The organism is Neisseria sp. HMSC068C04, assembly GCF_001810105.1.
Classification (GTDB): domain Bacteria; phylum Pseudomonadota; class Gammaproteobacteria; order Burkholderiales; family Neisseriaceae; genus Neisseria; species Neisseria flavescens_B.
Map to the genome: position 1 here is coordinate 55,837 of NZ_KV799936.1, position 19,963 is coordinate 75,799.

The window sequence follows — 19,963 nt, forward strand, 5'->3', positions numbered from 1 at the left end:
CAGACGGCCTGATGATAGAGAGGCCGTCTGAAAATCGATGAATATTGAAGATGAAGGGATTTTACCTGAAAAAAAGCGGATATGCCGTCATTGCATATCCGCTTTTTGATTGGGGAAGTTTAAGAGAACAGGCGCAGGGCTTGTTTGCTGCCGGGTTTGATGCCGACTTTAAGCATTTCTTCCTGACGGGCCAAAACGTAGTTACGTACGTCTTTGAGCCATTGGGTGGAAACTTCTTCCATTTGGTCGTTAACCAAATCTAAGCTGAGTTGGCCGGAAAGTTTGACAGCCAAGTCCATAAATTTGTCGAAAGTTTTTTCACCGGCAGGAACATGCGGAATATCCAACAGCATGCTGAAACCGCGGTAGGCTTGGTTGTCCAACAGAGGATTGGTAAACGGTTTGTTGTCCAAAGTATGGATGGAGAACAATTGAGGGTTGTTGTTGTCACCGAAGTGGAACGCACCGTCTTCTCCCAGTTTGAAGCCTGTATCTTCCACGGCGGCACGCAACTCTACGCCGCTGATATTGGAGTGGGAAACCAAGTGAATGGCGATGGTTTGGTCAACACGCGCACAGAATTGGTCGAGGGCTTGCGCGACTTCGGTGAACGCGTCTAAGTCGGTATGCAAAACTTTGCCGTCCATCAGCTGGGCAAAAGCATCAACCTGTTGGTCGAAGTGTTGCAGCTCTTCACGCGCGGCCAAACCATTGCGGCTGACAGCCTGAAGGCCCATGACGAAGCCTTGGTAGTAAACGCCCGGAATCGGCTCGGCAATGCGGAAATGGTCGTCCATGGTACAACCGATGATTTGGAAGCGGTGAGTGCCGGAAAGGCGCGGCAGGGCGTGCAATTCTTGGGCTTGTTTCAGGGAGACGTAGGCCATGTAGTCGAAGCGCGGGTCAAACCAAGGCAACTCGACTTGGGACAATTCGTCCAAGCTGATCAATGGTACTTGTGCCACAGGTTCGGCTGCGGTTTCAACCGGAGCAGAAGCGGCTTCGGCAGGGCTGACGGTAATTTCATTGTTCAAACCGATAACGGTGTGTTGAACTTTTTCTTCTGCGGAAAAGTCGTCTTCCACAGTCAACTCGACATCGGTTTTATGTTGGGCAGGGTGGGCCAGTTTGGCTTTTGCCGCGTAGATTTCATCTTGCTCTTGCAGGTTGCGCAATGCCTCTTCGTTTTTTTTGTTTTTCTTGATAAACAAACCTTGGCCGCCGGTTTCTTTGCTGTCGCGGACGTGTTTGGTTTTGCTGGTCAAAAGTGCATCTTTATCGGAATGGCCGAATTGTTCGCGCACTTGTTTGCGGTATTGGTTTTCCTGGTACATGTTGTAACCGATGACCGCCAAAAGGGCGGCGAGGGCTAAGACGATGAAAATCATGGAGTAATCACTTTTTAAAAAGGCAGCATTCCGTCTTTTTCAGGGTGCGGAATCTTGCTGCATGGGAAGTTCGTTGGAGCCGGACTTTATGCGTCCGAATGAATAGCTGAATTATAACGAAAATAAACGGTTGTGACAGCATTATGTCTGCCAATCATTTCAGGCCGTCTGAAAGTTATCCGCGCCGGATGGGGAAACCTGCTTTTTGAAGGCGTGGCCAATCGAAGAAATGTCCGGGATCGGTTTTCCTGTCCGGCGCGATGTCCTGATGACCGGTAACGGCTTGAATCGGGTAATGTTCGGAAATGGCGGTCAGCAAGGCTTGCAGGCTGGTGTATTGTGCTTCGGTAAAAGGCTCGAAATCGCAGCCTTCCAATTCGATACCGATGGAAAAGACATTGCATTTTTCTCTGCCTTGAAACGACGATATTCCGGCATGATAGGCCATGTCGTCGCAGGAAACGAATTGGACGGTTTCGCCTTTACGGCTGATGAAAAAATGGCTGGAGACGCGCAAGGTGTGGATGATGCTGAAAAAAGGATGCTCGTCAGGGTTGATTTGGTTGGTAAACAACTTTTCCACTGCACCTGTGTTGTAATCAAAAGGAGGGAGGGAAATATTGTGGAGGACAACCAATGAGATGTCTGTATCCGGTTCGCGCGGGCTGAAATTGGGCGAATGAGTTTGGCGTGCATTCAGCCAACGGCCGTTTTGCCAAATGTTTTTTGAAGGGGAATTCATGATTTCAGACGGCCTTTCGGGATAGGAAAATATACGTTGGGGAAGGTGGCAGGCGTGGTGGACTTGTTTTCGGTTATACTGTCGCCCGACACGTTCACAAACCAAGAATCCTACCATGCTGAAAAAATTGTTGAAATGGCTGGCCGTATTTTTGACGGCATTTGCCGCCGTGGTTGCCGCATTGTTGTTTGTTCCGAAAGACAACGGCAAACCATACCGTATTACCGTTACCAAAAACCAAGGAATCTCTTCCGTCAGCCGCAAACTGGCTCAGGATGGCATCGTTTATAACCGTTATGTGCTGGTAGCCGCCGCATATGTGATGGGCGTACACAACCAACTCAATGCCGGCTCTTACCGCCTGTCTTCTAAAGTATCGGCTTGGGATATTTTAAAACGCATTAAAAAAGGCCGCCCTGATTCGGTCAGCGTGCAAATTTTGGAAGGCGCGCGTTTTGCCCAAATGCGCCGTATTATCGACAATACTGCCGACATTGCCCACGACACGCGCGGTTGGAGCGATGAAAAACTGATGGCCGAAGTGGCGCCCGATGCCTTGAGCAGCAATCCTGAAGGACAGTTTTTCCCGGATAGTTACGAAATTGATGCCGGTGGCAGCGATCTTCAAATTTACAAAATCGCCTACCGTAAAATGCGGGAAAACCTGCAAGAAGCATGGGACGACCGTCAAAGCGGCCTGCCTTATAAAAATCCGTACGAAATGCTGATTATGGCGAGTCTGATTGAAAAAGAAACTGCGCACGAAGACGACCGTGCCCATGTGGCCGCCGTATTCGTCAACCGCCTTAATATCGGCATGCGCCTGCAAACCGACCCGACCGTCATCTATGGCATGGGCGATGCGTATAAAGGCAGAATCCGCAAAGCCGACCTGCAACGCGATACGCCTTACAATACCTATACGCGCAGCGGTTTGACACCGACGCCGATTGCGCTTCCCGGCAAGGCCGCGCTTGAAGCGGCGGGTCATCCGTCTGATGAAAAATATCTGTATTTCGTCTCAAAAATGGATGGTACGGGCTTGAGCGAATTCAGCCACAACCTTTCTGAACACAACGCTGCCGTGCGCAAATATATTTTGAAGAAATAAACCGAATAGGCCGTCTGAAACATTTATAATCCCTGTTTCAGACGGCCTTTAAATTGACGATATTCATATGAAACCCAGATTTATTACCCTTGACGGCATAGACGGCGCAGGCAAGTCCACCAACCTCGCTGTAATGAAAGCATGGTTTGAGAAACACCAACTGTCCGTATTGTTTACGCGCGAACCGGGAGGCACTCCGGCCGGAGAAGCATTGCGTGAAATCCTGCTCAACCCAGCCACCCAAGTCAGTCTGCGTACCGAAACCCTGCTGATGTTTGCAGCCAGACAGCAACACTTGGAAACGGTCATTCTGCCTGCCCTGAAAAACGGCACGCATGTCGTTTCCGACCGCTTTACCGATGCAACGTTTGCCTATCAAGGCGGCGGACGAGGCGTTCCCTTGCAAGATATTGCCACGCTTGAGCATTGGGTGCAGGGAGATTTCCGTCCAGATTTAACCTTGCTGTTGGATGTGCCTTTGGAAGTGTCAATGGCACGCATCAACCAAACGCGTGAGAAAGACCGCTTTGAACAAGAAGAAGCCGAGTTTTTCAATCGGGTGCGCGAAGTGTATCTGCAACGTGCTAACAAACAGCCGGAACGCTATGCCGTTATTGACAGCAGCCAAAGTCTGGACGCGGTAAAAAATCAGATTGAAACCGCGCTAGACAGTCATTTTGGATTGAATGTTTAAGTTTAAATAAAATGCCGTCTGAAAGAAGAGTAATGTGGTGAAGAAATATTATTACAGAAGTTTTTAGGCATAAAACCAAATAAAACGAAATATCAAAACAAATGTAATAAATATCGGTATGCGCCACCAAAAGAACATGATAAAATTACGGCCTCTTACAAAGCCGGTCTGTTAACAACCCGACTTTAGAAAATTTAAACGTCTGAAGCAGCCTGTTTCAGACTTGTTCGCTGTAAAATCTCTCTCGCAAACAGGATCGATAAATGGAAAATTCATTAAAAGAAGCCGCCCTGCAGTTCCACGAATTCCCCGTGCCGGGCAAAATCTCCGTTACCCCAACCAAATCTCTTGCCACTTCTAAAGACTTGGCGTTGGCGTACTCTCCGGGCGTAGCCGCTCCTTGTATGGAAATCCATGCCGATCCTCAAACTGCCTACAAATACACTGCCAAAGGCAATTTGGTTGCCGTGATTTCCAACGGTACAGCAGTGTTGGGTTTGGGCAACATCGGCGCATTGGCCGGTAAACCTGTAATGGAAGGCAAAGGCGTATTGTTCAAAAAATTCGCCGGCGTTGACGTATTCGATATCGAAATCGATGAAAAAGACCCGCAAAAATTGGTAGACATCATCGCTTCTTTGGAACCGACTTTCGGCGGCATCAACCTCGAAGACATCAAAGCGCCTGAGTGCTTCTACATCGAACGCGAATTGCGCAAACGTTGCAAAATCCCTGTATTCCACGACGACCAACACGGTACCGCCATCATTACCGCTGCCGCAGTATTGAACGCTTTGCGTTATACCGGCCGCAAAATTGAAGAAGCAACTTTGGTGTGCTCTGGTGCAGGTGCCGCAGCGATTGCCTGCTTGAACCAATTGCTGGATTTGGGTCTGAAACGTGAAAACGTAACCGTCTGCGACTCTAAAGGCGTGATTTATAAAACCCGCGAAGACAAAGACCGTATGGACGAGTCCAAACAGTTCTACGCCATCGAAGACAAGGGCCAACGCGTATTGGCCGATGCCGTTAAAGGTAAAGACATCTTCTTGGGTCTGTCCGGTGCAAACCTGCTGACTCCTGAAATGCTGAATACCATGAACGAAAAACCAATCGTATTCGCTATGGCAAACCCAAATCCGGAAATTCTGCCTCCATTGGCAAAAGAAACCCGTCCGGATGTGGTAATCGGTACCGGCCGCTCAGACTTCCCGAACCAAGTAAATAACGTATTGTGCTTCCCATTCATCTTCCGTGGCGCATTGGATGTCGGCGCGACCACCATCAACGAAGAAATGAAACGCGCTTGCGTATACGCTTTGGCTGACTTGGCAATGGAAGAAGTAACTGAAGAAGTGGTTGCCGCTTACGGTAAGAAATTTGAATTCGGCGCGGAATACCTGATTCCTACTCCATTCGACTCCCGCCTGTTGCCTCGCGTTGCTTCTGCTACCGCTAAAGCAGCTATGGAAAGCGGCGTGGCTACCCGTCCAATCGCTGACTTGGATGCGTACGCTGCTAAATTGGCTGCATGGGAACTGTAATTCAGTAAATAGTGCTTGATTGAAAAGGCCGTCTGAAAGTTGTATTTCAGACGGCCCTTTTGTTTATTGGGTATTTTAGAAATGGCTTAATGCAGTAATTGTAATAAAGAATACGATAATCTGCTGGTTCAAAATCGACGTGGGAATATGGATTGTTTTCTAAGATAGGTTTCTTATTTTTGAAGTATTTTGGCTTTGCATGGTTTGTACGGGATTGAATACAACATTTTGCCAGCTTTTTTAAACAATATCGGGCCGTCTGAAAACGGATTTCAGACGGCCTGAGTTAATGAAACGGTTTATTTTTGCCAATAGGTTTTGACGTTGACGAATTCGTACAGCCCGAATTCTGATAGTTCGCGTCCATAACCTGAAGCTTTGACGCCACCAAAAGGTAGGCGCAGATCGCTGCTGGTGTGGCGGTTGATAAAGACAGAGCCTGCTTGGATTTTTTCGGCGTATTGCCATGCGCTTGCCGTGTCCGCTGTGTAGATACAGGCACCGAGGCCGAAAGGTGTGTCGTTGGCAAGTGCGACGGCATGATCCGGATTGTCGGCGCGTAAAATCATGGCAACCGGGCCGAAGACTTCTTCGTGCCAAACGCGGCAGTTTGGGTTGACTTGATCCAATACCGTGGCAGGGTAAAACCAGCTTTCTCCCTCAGGGATATAGCCGCCGCTCAAGCATTGCGCGCCATGTGCAACCGCATCTCGAACCTGTTCATGTACGGTTTGACGTAAATCTTGGCGGTGAAGCGGGGCAAGGGTGGTGTTCGGGTCTTTGGGATTGCCGGTTTGCAGTTTGGCGCACTCGGCAAGGAAGCGCGGGATAAACTGTTCGGCAATATCCTGGGTAACAATGATGCGTTTGGCGGCATTGCAGGATTGTCCGGCATCGCGAAAGCGCGAATAGCAGGCATCGATGGCTGCGCGTTGCAGATCGGCGTCGGGCAGAATGATAAACGGATTGCTGCCGCCCAGTTCAAGGACGGTTTTTTTCAGATGTTTGCCTGCATGGGCGGCCAGCAGGCGGCCGGTATGGGTCGAACCGGTAAATGCCATGGCATCGGTATCTTCAATGGCTTTAAGCGTGTCTTCATGGCTCAACCATGCGCCGATAAGCGGCAAACCTTTTGGGACAAGGCCGAATAGGGTTTCGCTGACGCGGGCGACACTGGGCGCAGGTTTGACTGTGCAGGCATTGCCGGCACAGAGGGCAGGGATGGCAAATCGTAAAATCTGCCAAACAGGATAGTTCCACGGCATGACCGCTAAAACAACGCCCAAAGGCTCGAAGCGGACCTGGCTGAGGCTGGCTTGGGTGGCGATGGTTTTATGGGCAAGCAGTTCGGGGGCAAGACGGACGTAGTAGCGGATAAGCTCGATGGATTTGCTGATTTCGGCACGGCATTCGTGCAGGCAGCGTCCGACTTCTTCGCAAACCATTTCCGCAAGGCGTTCTTGGTTTTGGGTGAGGCTGTCGGCAAATTGCTGTAAGAGGGCGGTGCGCTCGGTAATGCTTGATTGGGCAAAGGTTTGCTGAAGGGTTTGGAGGCAGTTTAATTCGTCGGTGAACTCGGCATAGCTTTGAGCCGGTCTGCGGTAAATGGTTTCTCCGGTGAAGACATGGGTGCTGTGAAACATGATTGGCTCCTTTGTTTTTATGTTTTTATGAGGCCGTCTGAAAATGTTTCAGACGGCCCTTTTATTGTGATGATTGTACTTCAAGCGACCAGTTGGGGGAAAATGGATTTTAAGCCGGCAACAATAATCTCTACGGAAATGGCGGCAAGCATCATGCCCATGATGCGGTTGAGGATGGTCAGGCCGGTAGTGCCCAAGCGTTTGCTGATGCGTCCGGCCACGACCAAAATGAAATAGCAAATCAAGCTGACCAAAAAGCCGGAGATGATAATCAGGGCAATATCGCTGTAATTTTTGGCGGCAGAGGAATAAATGATGACGGTGGAGATACCGCCGGGGCCGATGGTAATCGGAATGGCAATGGGTACGACGGCAATGGCTTTTTCATTGCGGTGGACTTGTTGCGCACTTTGATGCTCTTCTGAATGGGGATCAATTTTGGGTTTTGCAGGATTGTCGTTGCCGTTCATTAATGAGATGGCAATCAGCAAAACCAGAATACCGCCGCCGACTTGGAAAGAACCGACGCTGATACCGAGTACTTTCAATAAGATACCGCCACTCAGTGCAAAGACGACAATCACGATGAAAACAGCCAATGCGGCAGTACGCGCGATTCTGCGCTTTTCTTTGGTGCTGTGGTTTTGTGTCAGATCAAGATAAATTGAGAGCGCGCTGAAAGGATTAATCAGCACGAGGAATGCCACAAGCAGCTTGCCGATTTCTACACCCAGTTCCATATTATTCCTTGCTTTCAGTTAGGTCATCGTTATCCGCATTACGGCGGCGGAGATTTTTGTGTTCATTGGCAATACCCATCAACAGGGCGAGCACCACCATGATGGAAAGTGTAGCTGTGCCGCCGTAGCTGACCAAGGGGAGGGGGACGCCGACGACGGGCAAAATACCGCTGACCATGCCCATGTTTACAAAAGCATAGCAGAAAAAGGTCATGGTCAATGCGCCTGCCAAAGTACGGCTGTAAAGGGATTGTGCTTGCGCAGCAATCCACAATCCGCGTGCCAGAATGATAAGGTAAACCAGCAGTAAAAGGATATTGCCAATCAGGCCGAATTCTTCGCCGAATACTGCGAAAATAAAGTCAGTCGTTGATTCGGGAATATAGTCCAAATGGGTTTGCGTACCGTTAAGCCAGCCTTTACCCCATACGCCGCCCGAGCCGATGGCAATCATGGATTGGATGATGTGGTAGCCTGCGCCTAACGGGTCTTTGGTTGGGTCGAGCAGAGTGAGGACGCGGGTTTTCTGGTAGTCGTGCATGCCGTAATTCCACAAGAGCGGCAAAGCGGCCACAAAGGCAATAATAGCAGTAAAAATAGCCTTCCAAGGCAATCCGGCAAAGAAGATGACAAAAATACCCGAAGCCATAATCAGCGCGGCTGTACCGAGGTCGGGCTGCTTCAAAATCAGGGCGACAGGAACAAGAATCAGCACGAGGGCGACAATATAATGTATCCATTTCAGACGGCCTTCATAGCGTTGGAAATACCACGCGACAGTCATGGGAATACCGATTTTCATGATTTCGGAAGGTTGGATACGGGTAAAGCCGAGACTCAGCCAACGGGTTGAGCCGTTGACGGTAACGCCGGCGACTTCGACACCAATCAATAGTAATACGCCGACAATGTAAATAGGCAGGGCGACTTTGGCAGCTGTTTGCGGCTTGAATACGGCGATAATCCATAAAAGGGCAAAGCCCAAAACGGTATGAATGGTTTTGTTTTCCAATTGGCCGAACTCTTGCCTGTCTGCAGAATAGAGCAGGAACAGGCTCATGATGTAGATGGCGAGCATGGCAAAAAACAGCCAAGGGTCAATCGGGGCTGTAATGGTGGATTTGAAATTTTTCCACGCTGATGTGTTATTCATGATGAACCTCCGGCTGTGAGGCAGGGCTTGTCGGAGTCAGTCCGTAGGCAGATTGGAAAATGCTGGTAATAGGCTGATGCTTGTTCGTTGTTTCAGTTTTGGCCGAATCTGACTCAATGCCGTCTGAAAACTGTTGCGGCTTGACGTGAAGCATATAAAAATCAGTCATTTCACGAGCCAATGGCGCGGCATACGCACCCCAACCGCCGTTTTCCAAAATAACAGCAATGGCAATTTCAGGTTTTTCCAATGGCGCAAACGAGATAAACCATGCGTGGTCGCGGTGTTGTTCGCGCAGGGCTGCGGCGTTGTAACGGCCGCCCTGTTTGATTTGTACGACCTGGGCCGTACCGGTTTTACCGCCCATCGTATAAGTAAGTCCGCCACCGATACGGTGTGCCGTACCGCCCGGTTTCAATACCTTTTCCATTGCGCGTTTGACGTATTCGAAGTTGTCGGTTTTGAACGGAATTTGACGCTCGGGATTGGGGTTGATTCGGGTAATTTTGCGTGCGCCAAAATCTAATACTTCTTTGACCAAATGCGGCTGATAAACGACACCGTTATTGGCCAGAGATGCTGTCGCATGAGCCATTTGCAAAGGTGTGTAGGCGTTGTAGCCTTGTCCGATACTGACAGAAACCATTTCACCTGCGCGCCATTCTTTGGCGGTCGGGTCGGAAGATTTGGCAAAACGTTTGGCTTTCCATTCGCGGCTAGGCAAAACGCCTGTATATTCGCTGGGCAGGTCAATGCCGGTTTTTTGGCCGAAACCGAATTGCGCCAGATACGGAGAGGCTTTATCGATACCCATTTCGTAACCCAAGCGGTAGAAGAAGGTATCTGAGGATACTTGGATGGCTTTGCTCAAGTTGGCCGAGCCGTGGCCGCTGCGGACTGAGTCGCGGAAAATATGGCGGCTGCCGGGTATGCTCCATGCGCCGGGAGCGGGGATAATGGTGTTTTGAGTGATTTTGCCGCTTTCCAATAAGGCCATGCCCATAAAGGGTTTGAATGTAGAACCAGGCGGATAAAGGCCTTGGGTAACGCGGTTGATCAAAGGCTTTTTCCAGTCGTCATTCAGCATTTTCCAAGTATCGCTGTCGATGCCGTCAATAAAGAGGTTGGGATCGAAAGAAGGCTTGGAAACAAAAGCCAAGACAGTACCGTCTTGCGGATTGATGGCCACCAATGCGCCACGGCGGTCGCCCAAAATGCGGTCGGCTTCCTGTTGCATACGGATATCCATGCCCAGGCGCAAGGTTTGCCCCATTTTGGACGGGACATTTTTCAATACGCGGACGATGTTGCCGTAAGCGTCTTTTTCGACTTCCTGATAGCCTGGAATGCCATGAAGCTGGTGTTCGTAATATTTTTCCAAGCCGGATTTGCCGATATGCGTACTGCCACGGTAGAGGGCGGTCAGACCTTCTTCTTCCAGCATTTCTTTGTCTTTGTCGCTAATACGGCCGATATAGCCTAAGAAATGGGAAGTCAGTTTGCCGTAAGGATATTCGCGGAATGTGCGTGAATTGACCTCTACGCCTTTGAATTCGCGCAGATGTACGGACAAACGGGCGGCCTCTTCATCGGTCAGCTTGAGCTTGAGCGGGATATTTTCAAATTTTCGATAGCTTTCGCGGTATTTTTTGAAGCGTTTTAAATCTGTCGGCGTAATATCAACATATTTTTCCAATGCTTCAATGACATCTTCCATCTTGCCTTCAATGCGGCTGGGAATAACTTCGAGCGAAAAGACTGGATAGTTTTTGGCCAAAGGAACGCCGTTGATATCGACGATTTCGCCGCGTACGGGTGGTGTTGGAATCAGGGTGATGCGGTTGCTCGATGCCTGACCGGAAAACTCGTTGTGTTGAGTCACTTGCAGGTAGAAGAACCGCGCCAGCAGGATGGAAAAGAAGATGACGATCAGGATAAAAGCAACGAGCAGGCGCAATAGGGCGTCGGCTTGTGCAGCCTGAGCGGAAGGTTTTTGGGTATGTTGACCACCGGAAAGACGGCGTGGAAGAATCGGTTTCATCTTTTCAGTGGGAGCGGTAAATACGGGTCACAATCAGCATCAGCTGGCTGAGTATCGGCCAAAGCAATGCGCCGACAAACGGGGCAACAAAGCCTTGCAAAGTGATGACCTGATGATTGAGGAACAAACGGGCAACAGTTAAGACGGCCTGATTGAGAAGCAGTGCAGCCAATACAGCGGCTAATTGCATAATGTGGCCGTAAAGCATGATTTGGCGGCGGCGGTTTAAGATGAAATAAGTCATCACGACGTAGGACAGGGCGTGTAACCCTAAAGTCGCGGCGGTTGCGGCATCGACAATCAGACCGATGGCAAAAGCCAGTCCCATGCCTGCGCGTTGCGGTTGGTGCAATGTCCAATACAGCAGCATCAGTGCCGTCATTTCAGGCAGCCAAAAGAATCCGTCAAAGGAAAACGGCATAAAGTCCAGTATCATCATCACAATGAGACTGGCCGCCATGATGTGCAGCGGTACTGTACGGTAAGAATCGTCAAAATCGTTCATGAAATCAGCGTGGGGAAGAAGGGGCGGAAGAAAGTACCAAGACAAAACGGCTGCTGCGTAAAGCGGCCAAAGGCGTCAGTTGCGTATCGTAATAAGGCGTTCCCGATGCGCGGACAACCTTGCTGACGGTTGCAACGGGAATCCCCGCAGGATAAGTACCGTCCAAACCGGAAGTCAGCAGAATATCGCCGGGTTTCAAGTCGGAGCCGGTTGGAAAATAGCGCAAATCCAAACCGTTGCCATTGCCGTATGCTAAGTTGCGTTCGCCGGTGCGGCTGACGGCTATGGGGACAATGCTTTGTCCGCCCGAAATCAGCCCAATTTCCGCACTTTGTGTGTGAACTTGTGTCAACAGGCCAATCAAACCGCTTTGATCGATGACCGCATCACCAACTTTCAAGCCATCTTGACTGCCCTTGCCGATAATCAGTCTTTCGGAAAGCGGATCTTTACCATTGGAAATGACTTCCGCACCGATAACGTTGTGAATGCCTTTTTGTTGCAAACCGTACAGTTTTTTTAATTCGCGCAATTCATCGGTATTGACTTTATCCCGCTGTAAATCGATTTTCAGACGGCCATTTTCTTCCAGAAGCTGGCGGTTTTGTTCCAAGAGCTCGGATTTGGACTGGGAGAGGTCGGTAAAATATTGATAAAGTTGAACAGGTTGATTCGCCAGCCATTGAACAGGGTAGAGCATGGGCATGACTGCCGCACGTACAGGCTGCATTAATGAAAAGCGGTAATCGGCCACCATCAGACCGGCAGCCAGAGTGATATAAACGACAAAACGAGGCAACAGCTTAGGGCCTTTTGCCTCGTCAAAGCGTAAAGAAGAGCGTTCCATAACCATCTACCTTATGGGTTTTCCGTAAACACGGTATCCCATTTGCCGATATAGTCCAAAGCCTTACCGGCACCATAGGCAACGCAGTTCAGAGGCTGGTCGGCAATACCGACGGGTAGGCCGGTTGCATCGGCCAAGACGGTATCGATACCGTGCAGAAGGGCGCCGCCGCCGGTCAGCATAATACCGCGGTCGGCGATGTCGCCGGCCAATTCGGGCGGAGTCTGTTCCAAAGCCAGACGGACGGCTCGGATGATTTGATTTACTGTTTCACTCAATGCTTCACGGATTTCATCTGAAGTAACCGCCAAGGATTTAGGCGTACCTTCGGCCAGATCGCGGCCTTTAATACGCATGGCTGTTTCGGTTTCAAAGCCCGAAGCAGAGCCGATTTGTTTCTTCAATTCTTCTGCCGTAGCTTCGCCAATCAAGACACCGCGATGGCGGCGTAGGTAATGAATGATGCTTTTATCGAATTCATCGCCGGCTGCGCGGACAGAAGCAGAATAGGCCATACCGCCCAGTGAAAGAATACCGATTTCGGTCGTACCGCCGCCAATGTCGACAATCATCGAGCCTGCCGCATCTTCAATCGGCAAGCCTGCGCCCAAAGCGGCGGCCATCGGTTCTTCAATCAAATGCACGCTTGCCGCGCCGGCAGCAAACGCAGAATCCAAAATTGCTTTACGTTCCACTTGGGTAGAGCCGCCCGGAACACAGATAACCACACGAGGCGGAACCAAAGACCGTCCTTCGGTGGCTTTTTTAATCAACATACCCAGCATGCGCTCGGTAATCACAAAATCAGCAATCACACCGTCCCTCATCGGGCGGACGATTTCAATATTGCGCGGCGCACGTCCCTGCATTTTTTTGGCTTCCGTGCCCACCGCCATAATTTTACTTTTATTGCCTGCGCCGGATTGAATCGCAACCACAGACGGCTCATCCAAAACAATCCCTTTGCCGCGTACAAAAATCAGCGTGTTGGCCGTGCCCAAGTCGATGGCAATATCATTGGAGAGGAAACGAGATAAAAGACGAAACATAGGATACCTGAAATTCCGGCCCAGCACGGATGTGTTAAGCAGTATTTAAAATAAGAAAAACAGGTACATGGTTTTAGACGGATAAATGCACCCTTAAAAGGCCGTCTGAATCAAAACACCATGCCAACCTGTTTGGTTTTCGGTTATAATTCTTCGCTTCATAGAAGACGAAATGCAATGATACCCCAAATTGCTATCAGACAAGGATTTTTTATGGCTTTAAGCTTAAATGATGTGGAAAAAATCGCAAAACTCTCGCGCCTCACTTTAACGGATGAAGAAAAAAACAAAACGCTTGCCGAGTTGAACGACATTTTCGCCATGGTTGAAAACATGCAAAGCGTCGATACCGACGGCATCGAACCCATGGCGCATCCGCACGAAGCCGCTTTGCGCCTGCGCGAAGATAAAGTGACTGAAACCGATCACGCCGCAGAATATCAGGCTGTTGCTCCTGAAGTGCGCAACCGCCTGTATATCGTTCCTCAAGTGATTGAAGAATAAGGTTTCAGACGGCCTTTGCTCATCTGCAAACTCCTATTGCAAGGCCGTCTGAAAGGATATTCTGTTCAGACGGCCCGATTTATTGATTTAAACGGATGTTTTCAATATCTGTTTTGAAAGCAAAAACTGTTTTATAGAAAGTACGGCACAATGACCGCTTACACGCTCAAACAAGCCAGCAGCCTGCTGCAATCCAAACAAATTTCCGCAGTCGAATTGGCGACCGAATATTTGGCCGCTATTGCTGCGAAAAACCCTGCCATCAACGGCTACGTTACCATCGATCAAGATAAGACCCTTGCTGAAGCCAAGGCAGCCGATGCGCGTATCGCGGCCGGCAATGCAACGGCTTTGACCGGTGTGCCAGTTGCTTACAAAGATATTTTCTGCCAAACAGGTTGGCGCAGTGCATGCAGCTCCAAAATGTTGGATAACTTTGTGTCTCCTTATACTGCCACTGTGGTGCAAAACCTGTTGGATGCCGGCATGGTTACTCTTGGCCGTACCAATATGGACGAATTTGCCATGGGTTCGACCAATGAGACTTCGTTCTACGGCGCAACCAAAAACCCATGGAATCTTGAACATGTTCCCGGCGGTTCGTCAGGCGGTTCGGCTGCCGTGATTGCAGCTCGTTTGGCACCGGCTGCATTGGGTTCGGATACCGGCGGTTCTATCCGTCAGCCTGCATCGCATTGCGGCATTACCGGCATCAAACCGACTTACGGTACGGTTTCACGCTTTGGCATGGTTGCTTATGCTTCCAGCTTTGACCAAGCCGGTCCTATGGCGCAAACGGCCGAAGACTGTGCGATTTTGTTGAACGCCATGGCCAGCTTTGACGAGCGCGATTCCACCAGTTTGGAGCGCGACAAAGAAGACTACACCCGTGATTTGGACAAGCCGCTTAAAGGTTTGAAAATTGGTTTGCCTAAAGAATATTTCGGCGAAGGCGCGGATGCCGATGTTCAGACGGCCTTGCAAAGCGTTATTGATTTGCTTAAAGCTCAAGGCGCGGAGACTGTTGAAGTTTCCCTGCCGCAGACATCATTGTCGATTCCTGCTTATTATGTTCTCGCCTCCGCGGAAGCAAGTACCAACTTGTCCCGTTTCGACGGCGTACGTTATGGCCATCGTGCAGCGCAATTCGGCGATTTGGAAGAAATGTACAGCAACACCCGTGCCGAAGGTTTCGGCAGCGAGGTTAAGCGCCGTATTATGATCGGTACTTATGTATTGAGCCATGGTTACTACGATGCGTACTACTTGAAAGCGCAAAAACTGCGCCGTCTGGTTGCCAATGATTTTCAGACGGCCTTTGGTCAATGTGATTTCATTTTGGCGCCAACTGCGCCGACTGCCGCGCCTAAACTCGGCAGCGACATTCACGACCCTGTGCAAATGTACTTGTCCGATATTTACACCATCGCCGTGAACCTTGCCGGTTTGCCTGCACTGACTCTGCCTGCCGGTTTCAGCGCAAACGGCCTGCCGATTGGTGTCCAATTTATCGGCAACTATTTCTCCGAAGCCAAAATTCTGGGCGCTGCACATCAGGTTCAACTGAACAGCGATTGGCACACTAAAGCGCCGGAATAATGTTTTAGGGCCTTGATGATTCAAGGCCGTCTGAAAATAAACCGTATAAAAGCGCCTGAATGTATTGAGGTGCTGCATATTGTAGATATTTAAAAACATGACAGCTACCGACTTCATTCAAATCATTGGGACAGCCGCGTTTGCCATTTCCGGCTATTTGGTCGGCTACAACAAGCGATTGGATGTACTCGGTGTTGTCATTACTGCGTTACTGACGGCTGTCGGCGGCGGCATGATACGAGATGGTTTGGTCGGCCGGATTCCGCAAGTGTTTTTGCAAACCGATGCGTTGATTGTTGTGTTTGCCACGCTTGCCATTGCATGGTTGATAAGGGTGCAACGTTATCGCAGCACCTATTTGGCCGCTGCTTTTATTATTGCCGATGCCATCGGTTTGGCAGCGTTCAGCATTACCGGTGCACAAATCGGTATGGCCTTGCAGCTCAATCTGTTCGGCGTTATTTCTTTGGCTTTTGTGACTGCCGTCGGCGGCGGTATTGCGCGCGATATTTTGGTCAATGATGTGCCGATGATTTTGCGCACCGACCTTTACGGCAGCGTGGCCATTTTGATTGGCGGGCTGATTTATCTGTTCGGGCATTTGGGCTGGATTAATATTTTTACGTTAAACCTGCTCTTTGCCGGCGGGTTGTTGTTCCGTCTGACTGCATACCGTTTCCATTGGCAACTGCCCGGTTTCCAACGCCGCAGGAAATAAACTTATCTTACAGACGGCCTGTTATGGTTTTTATTCAGGCCGTCTGAAAAACGAATCACTCATTTAACCGATTAACTTTTTTTCGACAGAAAGACCCTTATGACTTGGGAAACCGTAATCGGACTGGAAATCCACGTCCAACTCAACACCCAATCCAAAATCTTCAGCGGCGCATCCACTGCATTCGGTGCCGAGCCTAATGCCCACGCCAGCGTGGTTGAGTGTGCGTTGCCGGGCGTATTGCCGGTAATGAACCGCGAAGTCGTCGAAAAAGCCATTAAACTCGGTTTGGCTTTGGATGCGAAAATCAATCAGAAAAACGTGTTCGACCGTAAAAACTATTTTTATCCTGATTTGCCAAAAGGCTATCAAATCAGCCAGTTGGATTTGCCGATTGTGGAACATGGCAAACTGGAAATCGTAGTGGGCGATGAGGTTAAAACCATCAATGTTACCCGTGCGCACATGGAAGAAGATGCGGGTAAATCCGTGCACGAAGGCTTGAACGGTGCTACCGGTATCGACTTGAACCGTGCCGGTACGCCTTTGTTGGAAGTTGTCTCCGAGCCTGAATTGCGTTCCGCAGCCGAAGCCGTGGCATACGCTAAAGCGTTGCACGGTTTGGTAACTTGGTTGGATATTTGCGACGGCAATATGGCGGAAGGCTCGTTCCGCGTTGATGCCAACGTTTCTGTACGTCCAAAAGGTCAGGCAGAGTTCGGTACACGCCGTGAAATCAAAAACCTCAACTCTTTCCGCTTTTTGGAACAAGCCATCAATTATGAAGTGGAAGCGCAAATCGAAATTTTGGAAGACGGCGGTAAAGTACAGCAGGCAACCATGCTGTTTGACCCTGAAAAAGGCGAAACCCGTGTAATGCGTTTGAAAGAAGATGCGCACGATTACCGCTATTTCCCGGATCCGGATTTGTTGCCGGTCATTATTTCAGACGGCCAACTGCAAAAAGCCAAAGATGAAATGCCTGAATTGCCGCATGAAATGGCGGCGCGTTTTGTTGCCGATTACGGCGTGTCTGACTATGATGCACGTCTGTTGACTGCCAGCCGCGCTCAAGCCGCCTATTTTGAAGAAGCGGCCAAAGCCTGTGGCCAAGGTAAATTGACTGCAAACTGGATGAACGGTGAGCTTGCCGCCACCTTGAATAAAGAAGGTTTGGAGTTGGCTGAAAGCCCGATTACAGCTCCACGTCTTGCTGAGTTGGTTGCTAAAGTTGCAGATGGAACATTAAGCAGCAAACTGGCGAAAAAAGCTTTTGAAGCAATGTGGGCAGAGCCTGAAGCAGGTATTGCTGAGATCATTGAGAAACATGGTTTGCAACAAATTACTGACACTGGTGCAATTGAAGCGATGGTAGATGAAGTGTTGGCAAACAATGCGAAAGCCATTGAGCAATTTCGTTCCGGTAATGAGAAAGCCCTGAATGCGATTGTCGGCCAAGTGATGAAAGCAAGTAAAGGCAAGGCCAATCCGGCTCAAGTTCAAGAGCTGATTAAAGCCAAATTAGCTTGATAGATAGGGCAGGCCGTCTGAAAACAGGGTTTAAATGTTTTTCAGACGGCCTTTATTTTTAATTCTAAAATTATTCTAAATACCATGACACATACTATTACCTTATCAGATCAAATCACATTTACGGCAAACGAGGATGAAACCGTTCTTGCTGCCGCGACACGTCAGAATTTAAATTTGCCTCATTCTTGTAAAAGTGGCGCTTGCGGACAATGTAAGGCCGAGTTGATGAGTGGCGAATTTGAAATGGGCGATCATATTGATAAAGCCATCAGCGCAGAAGAAAAAGCGCAGGGTAAAGTGCTATTGTGCTGCACTACTGCGAAGAGCAACCTGAAAATCAATGTACCGGGGTTTAATCCGAATGCCTTGCCGGTGCGCACTTTGCCTGTACGCATCGAAACGATTGAAATCAAACATGATGTTGCTTTGTTAAGATTAGCTTTACCTAAAGCGCCGTCATTTGCATTTTATGCCGGACAATATATTGATTTGCTTCTTCCCGGTAATATCAGCCGCAGCTATTCAATCGCCAATTCTCCTGACCAGGAAGGTGTTTTGGAGCTGCATATCCGCAAACGTGAAAATGGCGTATGTTCGGAAATGATTTTTGGTGCAGAGCCTAAAATCAAAGAAAAAGGCATTGTCCGCGTTAAAGGCCCATTGGGTACATTTACGTTGCAAAAGGATAGTGATAAACCGATTGTTTTGTTGGCAACGGGTACAGGCTATGCACCTATCCGCAGTATTTTGCTTGATTTGATTCATCAGAATAGCGAACGTCAGGTTCATTTTTACTGGGGAGCACGTCGGCAGGAGGATTTGTACGCATTGGAAGAAGCAGAAGCATTAATAGGCCGTCTGAAAAATGCGAAATTCTCGCCTGTTCTTTCTAAGCCTGATTCCGATTGGAAAGGGGAGAATGGATACGTGCAAAACGTTGCCGCACAAAATTATTCTGATTTAAGCCAATATGAAGTTTATGCTTGCGGGTCACCAGCTATGATCGAGAGTGCGCAAAGTTTGCTGACTCAAAAATGCGCTTTACCGGAAGATGCCTTTTTCTGTGATGCTTTTTCACCGGCATAATCATGCTGTGAAATAGAAGATAGATTTGAATTCAAGTAGTAAGCATTGAGTTTGAAGAGAAATCAAACTTTGAAAGAGTGTGCATTATGTACACTCTTCTGATTTTTTGAGTTGGCATTTTTAAATACGCCGTGCGTTGCGTGTCCATAAAATCTTGGTATGGATTGGGTTGTCTAGGGTAGCCTTAAATGTAAACCACTATGAAGTCAAACTAATCAAAACCATATTTTTCAATATTTTAGAGACTTTATCAAGTTTTGAGTCAATTCACGCTTTTATTTGTAGCACAATAATTATCATCTAATTTTTTCCCTATACAATTTTTCCTGTAAACGGCGCAGGCTGTTTTAACTCAACTTTATCAGGGACCATGACCATGAGAAACATCAAACTAACCTTAGCCATATTTTTCGGAGGCATATTCGCTTTATGGCTGCTTGCAACATCATTCCCAGACCAATGGGGCGTATATCCCATACGCAACCTAATGCTGCAACTCACAGGCGCCATCAGCATACTGGCGATGAGTGCCTGTCTGATACTCGCCGTGCGCCCCAAAATATTGGAAACCCCGCTCGGCGGACTGGACAAAATGTACCGCCTGCACAAATGGCTCGGCATCATCGCCCTTTCAGGCAGCATCCTGCACTGGACTACCAAGCAATTCCCCAAATGGCTGGTAAAGCTCGGACTGTTTGACGGCAAAAAACCGCCGCGCCCGCCGATGCAGGAAATATTGACGTTAAAAGATTGGCTGGCTACCCAACGCCACTTTGCCGAAGAAGTTGGTGAAATCGCTTTTTATGTCGCCATCGTTCTACTTGTCGCCGCCCTCATCAAACGCATACCCTACCGCTGGTTTGCCAAACTCCATATCCTGGTCGTACCCGTTTATCTCGCGCTCGTGTGGCACACGATCGTACTGGTAAACTTTTCCTACTGGTCGCAACCGCTGGGCTGGCTGATCATCGCCGCCTTTAGGTGCAGGCATCGCCTGTTCGCTGATTGCCCTGTTCAAGCGCATCGGTAATCCGCAAAACGCTACCGTCTCCGCCCTGAATCAAAA

The 19,963-nt window shown here is 49.1% G+C and carries 18 protein-coding genes; 9 read left to right on the forward strand and 9 right to left on the reverse strand.

Annotated features, from left to right (window positions below; genetic code table 11):
• Positions 1 to 119 precede the first annotated feature (119 nt).
• Complete coding sequence (locus HMPREF2700_RS05290) at positions 120 to 1,388, reverse strand: cell division protein ZipA C-terminal FtsZ-binding domain-containing protein (protein WP_070590794.1); 1,269 nt, start codon at positions 1,386 to 1,388, stop codon at positions 120 to 122.
• Positions 1,389 to 1,563: 175 nt separating this feature from the next.
• Entirely contained in the window at positions 1,564 to 2,130 is a 567-nt protein-coding gene (gene ampD, locus HMPREF2700_RS05295; RefSeq protein ID WP_070590796.1) for a 1,6-anhydro-N-acetylmuramyl-L-alanine amidase AmpD, read from the reverse strand.
• A gap of 115 nt (positions 2,131 to 2,245) precedes the next feature.
• Between ampD and mltG the strand changes: the two genes are divergently transcribed.
• The 3 genes from mltG to HMPREF2700_RS05310 all read left to right on the forward strand — a co-directional run bounded on the left by mltG (position 2,246) and on the right by HMPREF2700_RS05310 (position 5,479).
• A complete protein-coding gene (mltG, locus tag HMPREF2700_RS05300; protein WP_070590798.1) occupies positions 2,246 to 3,241 on the forward strand; it encodes an endolytic transglycosylase MltG in 996 nt (331 codons plus the stop codon).
• Between the two features lie 67 nt (positions 3,242 to 3,308).
• Entirely contained in the window at positions 3,309 to 3,935 is a 627-nt protein-coding gene (gene tmk, locus HMPREF2700_RS05305; RefSeq protein WP_070590800.1) for a dTMP kinase, read from the forward strand.
• A 263-nt stretch (positions 3,936 to 4,198) separates the two neighbouring features.
• Complete coding sequence (locus tag HMPREF2700_RS05310; RefSeq protein WP_083303954.1) at positions 4,199 to 5,479, forward strand: malic enzyme-like NAD(P)-binding protein; 1,281 nt, start codon at positions 4,199 to 4,201, stop codon at positions 5,477 to 5,479.
• Between the two features lie 299 nt (positions 5,480 to 5,778).
• On the opposite strand, the gene HMPREF2700_RS05315 is transcribed toward HMPREF2700_RS05310, so the two are convergent.
• The 7 genes from HMPREF2700_RS05315 to HMPREF2700_RS05345 all read right to left on the reverse strand — a co-directional run bounded on the left by HMPREF2700_RS05315 (position 5,779) and on the right by HMPREF2700_RS05345 (position 13,457).
• Positions 5,779 to 7,122, reverse strand: a complete 1,344-nt coding sequence (locus HMPREF2700_RS05315) for an aldehyde dehydrogenase family protein (RefSeq protein ID WP_070590802.1) — start codon at positions 7,120 to 7,122, stop codon at positions 5,779 to 5,781.
• 80 nt (positions 7,123 to 7,202) lie between these two features.
• Entirely contained in the window at positions 7,203 to 7,862 is a 660-nt protein-coding gene (locus HMPREF2700_RS05320; RefSeq protein WP_070590804.1) for a MarC family protein, read from the reverse strand.
• Between the two features lies 1 nt (position 7,863).
• The gene (rodA, locus tag HMPREF2700_RS05325; RefSeq protein WP_070590805.1) at positions 7,864 to 9,015 is read right to left on the reverse strand and encodes a rod shape-determining protein RodA; all 1,152 of its coding nucleotides are present in this window, start codon (positions 9,013 to 9,015) and stop codon (positions 7,864 to 7,866) included.
• Complete coding sequence (gene mrdA, locus HMPREF2700_RS05330; protein WP_070590807.1) at positions 9,008 to 11,056, reverse strand: penicillin-binding protein 2; 2,049 nt, start codon at positions 11,054 to 11,056, stop codon at positions 9,008 to 9,010. The genes rodA and mrdA overlap by 8 nt, the downstream gene beginning before the upstream one ends.
• A gap of 4 nt (positions 11,057 to 11,060) precedes the next feature.
• Positions 11,061 to 11,561 carry a rod shape-determining protein MreD gene (gene mreD / locus HMPREF2700_RS05335; RefSeq protein WP_070590809.1) on the reverse strand — a complete coding sequence of 167 codons (501 nt, stop codon included), beginning with the start codon at positions 11,559 to 11,561 and terminating at the stop codon, positions 11,061 to 11,063.
• Positions 11,562 to 11,565: 4 nt separating this feature from the next.
• Positions 11,566 to 12,408, reverse strand: coding sequence for a rod shape-determining protein MreC (gene mreC / locus HMPREF2700_RS05340; RefSeq protein WP_070590811.1), 843 nt, complete (start codon positions 12,406 to 12,408; stop codon positions 11,566 to 11,568).
• An 11-nt stretch (positions 12,409 to 12,419) separates the two neighbouring features.
• A complete protein-coding gene (locus tag HMPREF2700_RS05345) occupies positions 12,420 to 13,457 on the reverse strand; it encodes a rod shape-determining protein (RefSeq protein WP_070590813.1) in 1,038 nt (345 codons plus the stop codon).
• 213 nt (positions 13,458 to 13,670) lie between these two features.
• Between HMPREF2700_RS05345 and gatC the strand changes: the two genes are divergently transcribed.
• The 6 genes from gatC to HMPREF2700_RS12000 all read left to right on the forward strand — a co-directional run bounded on the left by gatC (position 13,671) and on the right by HMPREF2700_RS12000 (position 19,927).
• Positions 13,671 to 13,961, forward strand: coding sequence for an Asp-tRNA(Asn)/Glu-tRNA(Gln) amidotransferase subunit GatC (gene gatC / locus HMPREF2700_RS05350; protein WP_063075405.1), 291 nt, complete (start codon positions 13,671 to 13,673; stop codon positions 13,959 to 13,961).
• A 150-nt stretch (positions 13,962 to 14,111) separates the two neighbouring features.
• Positions 14,112 to 15,560, forward strand: coding sequence for an Asp-tRNA(Asn)/Glu-tRNA(Gln) amidotransferase subunit GatA (gene gatA, locus HMPREF2700_RS05355; RefSeq protein WP_004520128.1), 1,449 nt, complete (start codon positions 14,112 to 14,114; stop codon positions 15,558 to 15,560).
• A gap of 97 nt (positions 15,561 to 15,657) precedes the next feature.
• Positions 15,658 to 16,278, forward strand: a complete 621-nt coding sequence (locus HMPREF2700_RS05360) for a trimeric intracellular cation channel family protein (RefSeq protein WP_049331484.1) — start codon at positions 15,658 to 15,660, stop codon at positions 16,276 to 16,278.
• A gap of 99 nt (positions 16,279 to 16,377) precedes the next feature.
• Positions 16,378 to 17,808, forward strand: a complete 1,431-nt coding sequence (gene gatB / locus HMPREF2700_RS05365; protein ID WP_070590814.1) for an Asp-tRNA(Asn)/Glu-tRNA(Gln) amidotransferase subunit GatB — start codon at positions 16,378 to 16,380, stop codon at positions 17,806 to 17,808.
• An 84-nt stretch (positions 17,809 to 17,892) separates the two neighbouring features.
• Positions 17,893 to 18,897, forward strand: coding sequence for an FAD-binding oxidoreductase (locus HMPREF2700_RS05370; protein ID WP_070590816.1), 1,005 nt, complete (start codon positions 17,893 to 17,895; stop codon positions 18,895 to 18,897).
• Positions 18,898 to 19,273: 376 nt separating this feature from the next.
• Positions 19,274 to 19,927, forward strand: a complete 654-nt coding sequence (locus tag HMPREF2700_RS12000; protein ID WP_283129674.1) for a ferric reductase-like transmembrane domain-containing protein — start codon at positions 19,274 to 19,276, stop codon at positions 19,925 to 19,927.
• Positions 19,928 to 19,963: the final 36 nt, after the last annotated feature.